Consider the following 234-nt stretch of genomic DNA (forward strand, 5'->3'; position numbering starts at 1 on the left):
GTACAGAGGTCGTTGCCGGGAATTCTGTAGGCTCCCTTCCAGTCCGGTATCGTGGCTGGGCAGGCCGTGTAGAGGTTGTATTCGCCAAGATCGACGCCGATTGGCGTGGGAGAGGGGTTAGCCATCGCGACCACCTGAAGAGGGCTCGAAGAGGATGGCGTCCTCGCCGGCGACGAGAATTTTATCGTACTGCGTGGTGGTTCGGGAGTTCGGTGTCTCCGCGGGGAACTGAGC

1 pseudogene is annotated in these 234 nt (G+C 60.7%); it reads right to left on the bottom strand.

The annotated features are described in order from the left end of the window. Positions 1–125, bottom strand: a pseudogene (locus C446_RS20080) (zinc ribbon domain-containing protein); the annotation flags it as partial. Positions 126–234 lie beyond the last annotated feature (109 nt).

It is taken from the genome of Halobiforma nitratireducens JCM 10879 (genome assembly GCF_000337895.1).
Lineage (GTDB): Archaea > Halobacteriota > Halobacteria > Halobacteriales > Natrialbaceae > Natronobacterium > Natronobacterium nitratireducens.